The organism is Gluconobacter aidae (assembly GCF_009547075.1).
Taxonomy (GTDB): Bacteria; Pseudomonadota; Alphaproteobacteria; order Acetobacterales; family Acetobacteraceae; genus Gluconobacter; species Gluconobacter aidae.
The window spans coordinates 1-5,966 of sequence record NZ_WIPH01000063.1 but is presented as its reverse complement, the minus strand read 5'-3'; the positions used below and the strand labels follow the sequence as shown (position 1 = coordinate 5,966).

Sequence of the window (5,966 nt, the reverse complement as noted above, 5' to 3'; positions counted from 1 at the left end):
GGCTTGGTGTTATGAAAATGGCATTTCGTTAACACCAAAACAGATTCAACCCTCCGGAAATTCCGGAGAGTTCAGTGGTCAAGTATTCCTTGACAGCTCAACCATTGAGTAATGCTCAATAGTTCGTACAGGTCCATCAAAATCCGCGGTGATCCAGCGAGTCGATACGAATGCATACGGCAGTTGATTTCGCATGAGCGCGAAACCGCATCTGATTGCAGATATACAATCAAGCAGAGTACCTACTGATACTCGGGCTAGTTATCTATCAATTAGCTAAGTGTTCTCGCTTTGTGCAAAAAAAGACTCGACTCAACATTTTGAGTACGCGAAATACATTTCAGCACCAATGCATTAATAGGTGGTGAACCGGGCTGGAACCCGGATCACCGTTTAGCACTGACTCGCAAGCATGAACGAGTTTGGTACACATTGGAGCGTTTCGTTTGGAAACACCTTGCAGAACAGAGCATTGCTTTGAAGTGCCCGAGTGTCAATGCATCATTGATAACGGAGACCATGTTTTATGGCTTCAACACAACCGCGGGGAGATGTTCCTCCCCAGGAGATCGCCATTATCATGCAGCGCATCAAGGCAGGAGAGCACCTCCACCTTATCGCTCGTGACTACTTCCAAAATCAGGGCAGGTTATCTGAACTGAAAAATGGAAAACGCGAGACCTTCAAGGATCGCCGACCATAACATTGCAGAATGGCGGGGCTCGCGCTCCGCCATTCTCATTCCCGCCTGATATCCCGCGCCGCGCCGATCATGGCGAGCGTGATGTCATGGTGCATGAAAAACCGCCCCGAAGGGCGGCTCCGTAGTTAGGCTGGCTCCAGCGCGGGCTGCTTTTCTTCCTGGCGGCCATAAGCTTCGTAGAGGGCGACGAGCGCTTTCTGGGCGGCGGGTGATAAGTGCCGTTCCGGGTTTGGTGTGCCGCAGAGTTTGTCGCCCCAGAAATTGCGAATGTCGTTTTCAAGCCTCTGCGACCAACGGGCCTGTCCTGTAACCAGCAGGCACATCTTGCGTTCGAACTCTTTCCCATCCGCTGTGGCCAGCGCGCTCATGACACCGGCTCCGGCTTCTTGGCGAAAGGGGGCATCTCAGTGGTGGTTGCGAGGTGGAGGCGGAGAGCATCGAGGACGGAAGGAAGCCACTGATAGGTCGGAACCGATCCGTCGGAATGCCCCTTGCCAACATCGCAGAGACGGGCGAACGGCATACCTGTTTCCGTTGGCGTCCAGATCTTCTTGCTGCGCTTGTCCCGATGAAAAGTCTAGAGGCCCGCTGCTTCCATCAGGTTGTTCCCTGCCATTCCGGGCTGCTTGCCTGGCAGGTTGAGGGCCTCCGCGATCTGGGTTGCCGTCATCGTCTGCTGCTGCGTCGGGGCCTCAAGGTACGTCAGCCCCATATCCGGCAGTGGACTCTCGTTGCACTTCTTCTGGCAATAGCGGTTGCCGTAGATTGCAGCCTAATTGTCGTCATAGCCAAGTAGCTTCGCTATGCCGTAACCGGTCTTGAATGTCGGTAAAACGGCAGGCTTACGGACGCGGAGCTTTTTCGCGGCCGCTGATTTGCCGCCGAAGTAGCTCCGGACCAACTGGCGCTGCACCTGCCACGCAAGATCGTCAGTGAACGACTTGGCCAGCATGGCGTAGCCACTCTCGGTGAGAATGATGCCTTTCGGTGTGCGGGGCTTGAAAACTGCCGTCAGCGACTGACGACGAATTTCGTCGGCAGTCATTTCCACGAAATCTTCGCCTTCAATGAAGTGCTCTCGATTTTCACGGAAGTTGCGTCCAGCAGTTCCTTCTGGGCGCTGATGGATCGTATCGATCATCTCGAAGGTCAAAACGCGCTGTCCGGCATATTCAATGACGGTCACGGCCTGACCGTTGATTGTAACCTGGCTCATGCTGCGTCTCCTTCATCAGAAGCGGGATAAGCAGCGAAGATCTCCCTGACCCTTTTACGCCAAGCCTCTTCGACCTCAGGGATATCAGGACGGAAGGTGAACCCCATCCCGTCGCGGACGATTTCAGAGATCTTATCCAGCGTATCGCTGACGGGTGCCTGATTTACCTCTCCCATCGTGAGTGCTTCCGCGGTGCGGCGAGAAATGCGGGCGAAATAATCTTCGATATGTTCTGGCTTTGCCCATTCGGGCGTGTTTGTGCTATCGTGGCTCATGGCCATTTCCTTTTCAGAGGGTGCTGGTTGAGGCGTCGGGATTGCTTGCAGGCTGGTCCGACGCCTTTTTTGTCTCTTCCAGAAGATAAATGATCTGCCCGGAAATCGAACGATGGTTGCTTGTCGCTTCCGTCTCTAGCCATCGCTTCAGGCCGAGCGGAATGCGAAGTTTAAACTGAGGGTGAGCGTGCTTCACATGCTTTTCTCCGTGGTTTATATGTGAACCACAAGACATAAACATGCCGAATCTCTGGACGCAAGAAAAAAAGTGGTCCACTCATGGATCATGAGCAGAAATGACCCCCAGATGAAACTTCGGCTTCCACTTGAGATCAAAAACGAGATTGAGCGCATCGCACAGGAATCTGGTCGTTCGATGAATGCTGAGATTGTGCGACGGCTTGAATGGGTTTTGGGGGATGGAAAGAACCATTATGCCGTAGATGGCCCCGATTATCATCCTCACGTCAGAGTAAAGGATGATTCCCTGCAAATATATTTCCCGGGTTCAAGGTATAAGGAAGACGATTTCCCAGATGCTGACAACGCTATGGAAAATAATCCCTTGAATTCCGATGAGATGGCAATAATTGAGGCGTGGAGGAGTATTGACGAAGAGGATCGTAGTGCTTTGCTCATTGCCTTTCGGAATGCTCGTATTGCCTCTCGACTAAAGAAGAATTGACCCAACTCCGCACTGCCGGGGAGCGGGTAGTGAAACGCCACCCAATTAAATCGCACATACAATTAGATTGATGCCCTCAATCTATCCGTATATACAATAAGCTATGAGATACGACTGGGACGAAACCAAACGCCTGAGCAACATTGAAAAGCACGGCGTCGATTTCGTTGTCGCTGAAGGCTTCGAATGGGACGCGGCGTTCATCAGGGCTAGCCAATCTTCGAACGAGCCACGCCTTGTTGCCCTTGGCCCGATTGGCGATCGTCTTCATGTGCTGGTGTACAGCATCGAAACCCGGACCGTTCGTATCATCAGTCTTCGAAAGGCCAACAAACGGGAGGTATCGCTCTATGTCTCGCAAGACTAACATCATCATGCCGACTGACGAGGAAGATGCCCGGATCAATCGGGGCATTGCGCTCGATATCGACAATCCGGAACTGACGGAAGCGGACTTTCAGGCTATGAGGCCAGCCGTAGAGGTCGCGCCCGCATTGGCGCAGGCTAGGCGCGTCCGTGGCCCCCAGAAGGCCGCCACGAAGCGCTCAGTCTCCCTTCGTCTCGATCAGGATGTTCTGGAGAAGTTCAAGAGCACCGGTCCGGGCTGGCAGACCCGGATCAATGAAGCATTGCGGAGGGCCTGATTTTTCCGACTCCCCCTCCACCCCAAACTCCGGCATGTTACGGAGCATGAATGGAGGGGTGTTAGTCATCAAATCCCGGGATGATTACCTGTGAATGGCACATGCACCCTTCGTCTTCTCCCGGATAGACATAGCGGGTCCCAATCTTGAGACCTTTCCGGATATCGTAAACCTTGCCGTCGGCGTTCAAATGAGACGACGCGAGGCGTTTTGTCCCCGGCTTATTGCGACCGCAGGGAACCCCTGAGTACCGCCATTTCGCCTTTGTGAGGCCAAGATCAATTTGTCGATTAACGTCGATCTTGACCATTGCCGCGTTGATGACGCTTAAGCTCAGTGCCTAGGCATCGCTCTTGTCGATGTGAAGCCCAATCAGGAATGAGCACAGGTGATGTAAATCCCTTCCGCGCTGTGTGGCCTCGATTGCTACAACAGTTGCCTGAGGTTTGTGCTCATCAGGGATGATCTTCGAATTCAATATTCGATCCGCAATCACCTTCTGAACGTCAGGCGTCACGCGCTTTGGATCGAACTTGACGGTCGGCATCGACCGCTTTTCTTCGACTTTTTGCAGCTTGCGGAACGGGTTCCAGATCATAGCGAGTCTCCATTGCTTAGGAGACTATGCCCTTACTTGATCTATCTACCCCCCCTTTGACCGGACTCCGGTGCGCGGTACTATATCCGAGCCTGATCCGGAAGGAGCTTGAGGTGGACGCTACTTCTTAGAACATGCCCGCACCTGGTTACGCAGCGCGGACTTCTGCCAGCAGCGCATCGAAGTTCTCGCCAGTGGGCGCCGTGCCGGGAACACCCAGCCAGTTCTCGCGTGACAACAGGCCATAGGCTTCATCCGCAATCGCCGTGAACGTGGACCAGGGCATGAAGGTGCGGGCTCCCCATGTGTTGAAGAACACCCCGTCCACATTGTAGCCCACGAGTGCGACGGCGTGGCCGCCTGCCGGTCTGAGTGCATCCCCGGATAGGGTGTCCAGATCCCATGTCTGGCCCAGACCAAGCGACAGGAAACCCTGTGGCACCTGCACGCCGGCCAACACGCCACCGAGGAACGCGATACCCCGCTTGATGCTCATCTCATCGCTCGGCTGAATGGATCCGAACGCAGTCAGGTAATCGAGCGTCTGTCCCGGTCGCTGGAATCCAGCCTTCCGCCATGCGTTCAGTTCGTCCAGCAGAACCGTTCCATTGTCGTTCGTCCCGGTAGCCGGATCAAAGCCAGTGACGGCAGCATAGTTCGCGAGTACCTGATCGGTTGAGAGCACGACGAGGCCCTGAGCAGCATGGGTCCATGTCGCCACCAGCGCGGCATGTGCGGCGAAAGCACAGCAGCCGAAACGGTCATTGCCCCACATCTGGTAAGGCACGTTCTGCGACCAGTCGCGGGCATAGGGCACGGTTGGGAGAGCCGCCGCCAGCATGGGGGCGAGACGGTAGGTGCGATAATCATGGCGCGCGGGGCGCTTGCCGAGACAGCGGGTCATACGTTCACCTTCGGTGTGGGAATGGAAATTGCGGGCTTCTGGAACGACGCGTGCATATCGAAGGAAGGCCGGATGCCGAGCATGAGGTTCTCGATACGTCCGGCATGGTACAGATCGGAGAGCAACTGGTCTCCCGTGAGCAGCCGTTTCGATGCCGGGAACACGCCAGCGGCGGCCAGCGCATCATAGACGTACTCGAAACAGTAAGCATGACCGGGGCGCTGAAGGGACTGGATCCGGAAGGCCCAGCCCGCCATCGCCAGAACGTCATAGGACGTGCCGAGCATGGACTTGCAGTAGGCCAGAGCGCGGGCGGATTCATCGTCCGACAGGCGCACCGTGAAGGCGTGCCCGGTTCTTGGCGGCATTCCGAAGCCCGGATCAGCCGGGCCGACCCCGACCACCTTCGGAAAGGTGGCGGAATAGATCGTCCCGTCCATCTCGATCGTGGCGTGGCTGTAGTCGCTTTCGAGCCGCCAGCAGATCAGACGCCCGAAGGCATCAGCCGGAAAGTAGAGGCGGACGCAAGCCGTCACAGTGACACGCGCAGGATACGGAGAGCCTGCGCTTCCGTCAGGGCCGGTTCGGACATGGAGGTGACTCCGAGCAGCCCCTCGAAGACGGACACAACCGTCTTGAGCGCGGACAGGGCCGTGTTCGCGTCGGAAAGAATGGAACTGGAGACGGTGCTGCTGGCTCCCGTGATGGCCGAAGACAGATCAGCAGCGACCGTCTGAAGATCCGCCAGCACGCTGTTGACGGCGCTCTTGATGGACGTGTTGTCATAGCTGACAGTCACGCTTGAACCGGCGGCGGACGAGAAAGCCGTGAGTGCGGCGGACAGTGCGACCGAGGCCGTCTCGATCACGGCAACGGCCGGAGCACCAACGGCGGACGCAACGCCAGCGATGGACAGCACGGTCGCGACAGCATTGATGCCT

The 5,966-nt window shown here is 56.0% G+C and carries 14 protein-coding genes; 4 read left to right on the top strand and 10 right to left on the bottom strand.

Features of this window, described 5'->3' with window-relative positions:
• Positions 1-580 precede the first annotated feature (580 nt).
• A complete protein-coding gene (locus tag GFJ39_RS14470; protein ID WP_267902339.1) occupies positions 581-703 on the top strand; it encodes a hypothetical protein in 123 nt (40 codons plus the stop codon).
• Positions 704-828: 125 nt separating this feature from the next.
• Here GFJ39_RS14470 and GFJ39_RS13345 read toward each other — a convergent pair whose 3' ends face one another.
• Genes GFJ39_RS13345 through GFJ39_RS14560 form a run of 6 tightly spaced genes read right to left on the bottom strand, consistent with a single transcriptional unit; the run spans position 829 to position 2,429 of the window.
• Positions 829-1,071, bottom strand: coding sequence for a hypothetical protein (locus GFJ39_RS13345; protein ID WP_153431891.1), 243 nt, complete (start codon positions 1,069-1,071; stop codon positions 829-831).
• On the bottom strand, positions 1,068-1,226 hold the full coding sequence (locus tag GFJ39_RS13340) for a hypothetical protein (protein ID WP_153431889.1): 159 nt from the start codon (positions 1,224-1,226) through the stop codon (positions 1,068-1,070). The genes GFJ39_RS13345 and GFJ39_RS13340 overlap by 4 nt, the downstream gene beginning before the upstream one ends.
• 54 nt (positions 1,227-1,280) lie before the next feature.
• Positions 1,281-1,415, bottom strand: a complete 135-nt coding sequence (locus GFJ39_RS14465) for a hypothetical protein (RefSeq protein WP_267902338.1) — start codon at positions 1,413-1,415, stop codon at positions 1,281-1,283.
• Between the two features lie 60 nt (positions 1,416-1,475).
• Positions 1,476-1,919: an ORF6N domain-containing protein gene (locus GFJ39_RS13335; protein WP_153431887.1), complete on the bottom strand. Its 444-nt coding sequence runs from the start codon at positions 1,917-1,919 to the stop codon at positions 1,476-1,478.
• A complete protein-coding gene (locus tag GFJ39_RS13330; RefSeq protein WP_153431885.1) occupies positions 1,916-2,194 on the bottom strand; it encodes a hypothetical protein in 279 nt (92 codons plus the stop codon). Before GFJ39_RS13330 ends, GFJ39_RS13335 begins: the two co-directional genes overlap by 4 nt.
• A 13-nt stretch (positions 2,195-2,207) precedes the next feature.
• A complete protein-coding gene (locus GFJ39_RS14560) occupies positions 2,208-2,429 on the bottom strand; it encodes an Arc family DNA-binding protein (protein ID WP_407645907.1) in 222 nt (73 codons plus the stop codon).
• A 51-nt stretch (positions 2,430-2,480) separates the two neighbouring features.
• On the opposite strand from GFJ39_RS14560, the gene GFJ39_RS13320 reads away from it, so the two are divergent.
• The 3 genes from GFJ39_RS13320 to GFJ39_RS13310 all read left to right on the top strand — a co-directional run bounded on the left by GFJ39_RS13320 (position 2,481) and on the right by GFJ39_RS13310 (position 3,523).
• Positions 2,481-2,879 (top strand): Arc family DNA-binding protein, encoded by a 399-nt coding sequence (locus GFJ39_RS13320; RefSeq protein WP_153431881.1) that lies wholly within the window; start codon positions 2,481-2,483, stop codon positions 2,877-2,879.
• 103 nt (positions 2,880-2,982) lie between these two features.
• The gene (locus tag GFJ39_RS13315) at positions 2,983-3,246 is read left to right on the top strand and encodes a BrnT family toxin (protein ID WP_153431879.1); all 264 of its coding nucleotides are present in this window, start codon (positions 2,983-2,985) and stop codon (positions 3,244-3,246) included.
• Positions 3,230-3,523 carry a BrnA antitoxin family protein gene (locus tag GFJ39_RS13310; RefSeq protein ID WP_153431877.1) on the top strand — a complete coding sequence of 98 codons (294 nt, stop codon included), beginning with the start codon at positions 3,230-3,232 and terminating at the stop codon, positions 3,521-3,523. The genes GFJ39_RS13315 and GFJ39_RS13310 overlap by 17 nt, the downstream gene beginning before the upstream one ends.
• Positions 3,524-3,863: 340 nt before the next feature.
• Here GFJ39_RS13310 and GFJ39_RS13305 read toward each other — a convergent pair whose 3' ends face one another.
• The 4 genes from GFJ39_RS13305 to GFJ39_RS14125 all read right to left on the bottom strand — a co-directional run.
• Complete coding sequence (locus GFJ39_RS13305) at positions 3,864-4,121, bottom strand: hypothetical protein (RefSeq protein ID WP_153431876.1); 258 nt, start codon at positions 4,119-4,121, stop codon at positions 3,864-3,866.
• A gap of 148 nt (positions 4,122-4,269) precedes the next feature.
• Positions 4,270-5,025, bottom strand: coding sequence for a C1 family peptidase (locus GFJ39_RS13300; protein ID WP_153431874.1), 756 nt, complete (start codon positions 5,023-5,025; stop codon positions 4,270-4,272).
• A complete protein-coding gene (locus GFJ39_RS13295; protein ID WP_325062950.1) occupies positions 5,022-5,561 on the bottom strand; it encodes a hypothetical protein in 540 nt (179 codons plus the stop codon). The genes GFJ39_RS13300 and GFJ39_RS13295 overlap by 4 nt, the downstream gene beginning before the upstream one ends.
• A partial coding sequence (locus GFJ39_RS14125) for a hypothetical protein (protein ID WP_228391965.1) occupies positions 5,558-5,966 on the bottom strand: 409 nt, incomplete at its 5' end. The genes GFJ39_RS13295 and GFJ39_RS14125, both read right to left, overlap by 4 nt.

Bases quoted from the DNA above. Each gene is read 5' to 3' on its own strand.
- GFJ39_RS13310 (WP_153431877.1), top strand. From the start codon at position 3,230: ATGTCTCGCAAGACTAACATCATCATGCCGACTGACGAGGAAGATGCC.
- GFJ39_RS13345 (WP_153431891.1), bottom strand. From the start codon at position 1,071: ATGAGCGCGCTGGCCACAGCGGATGGGAAAGAGTTCGAACGCAAGATG.
- GFJ39_RS14470 (WP_267902339.1), top strand. From the start codon at position 581: ATGCAGCGCATCAAGGCAGGAGAGCACCTCCACCTTATCGCTCGTGAC.
- GFJ39_RS13330 (WP_153431885.1), bottom strand. From the start codon at position 2,194: ATGAGCCACGATAGCACAAACACGCCCGAATGGGCAAAGCCAGAACAT.
- GFJ39_RS13335 (WP_153431887.1), bottom strand. From the start codon at position 1,919: ATGAGCCAGGTTACAATCAACGGTCAGGCCGTGACCGTCATTGAATAT.
- GFJ39_RS14465 (WP_267902338.1), bottom strand. From the start codon at position 1,415: ATGGGGCTGACGTACCTTGAGGCCCCGACGCAGCAGCAGACGATGACG.
- GFJ39_RS13305 (WP_153431876.1), bottom strand. From the start codon at position 4,121: ATGATCTGGAACCCGTTCCGCAAGCTGCAAAAAGTCGAAGAAAAGCGG.
- GFJ39_RS13340 (WP_153431889.1), bottom strand. From the start codon at position 1,226: ATGCCGTTCGCCCGTCTCTGCGATGTTGGCAAGGGGCATTCCGACGGA.
- GFJ39_RS13320 (WP_153431881.1), top strand. From the start codon at position 2,481: ATGAGCAGAAATGACCCCCAGATGAAACTTCGGCTTCCACTTGAGATC.
- GFJ39_RS13300 (WP_153431874.1), bottom strand. From the start codon at position 5,025: ATGACCCGCTGTCTCGGCAAGCGCCCCGCGCGCCATGATTATCGCACC.
- GFJ39_RS14560 (WP_407645907.1), bottom strand. From the start codon at position 2,429: ATGTCTTGTGGTTCACATATAAACCACGGAGAAAAGCATGTGAAGCAC.
- GFJ39_RS13315 (WP_153431879.1), top strand. From the start codon at position 2,983: ATGAGATACGACTGGGACGAAACCAAACGCCTGAGCAACATTGAAAAG.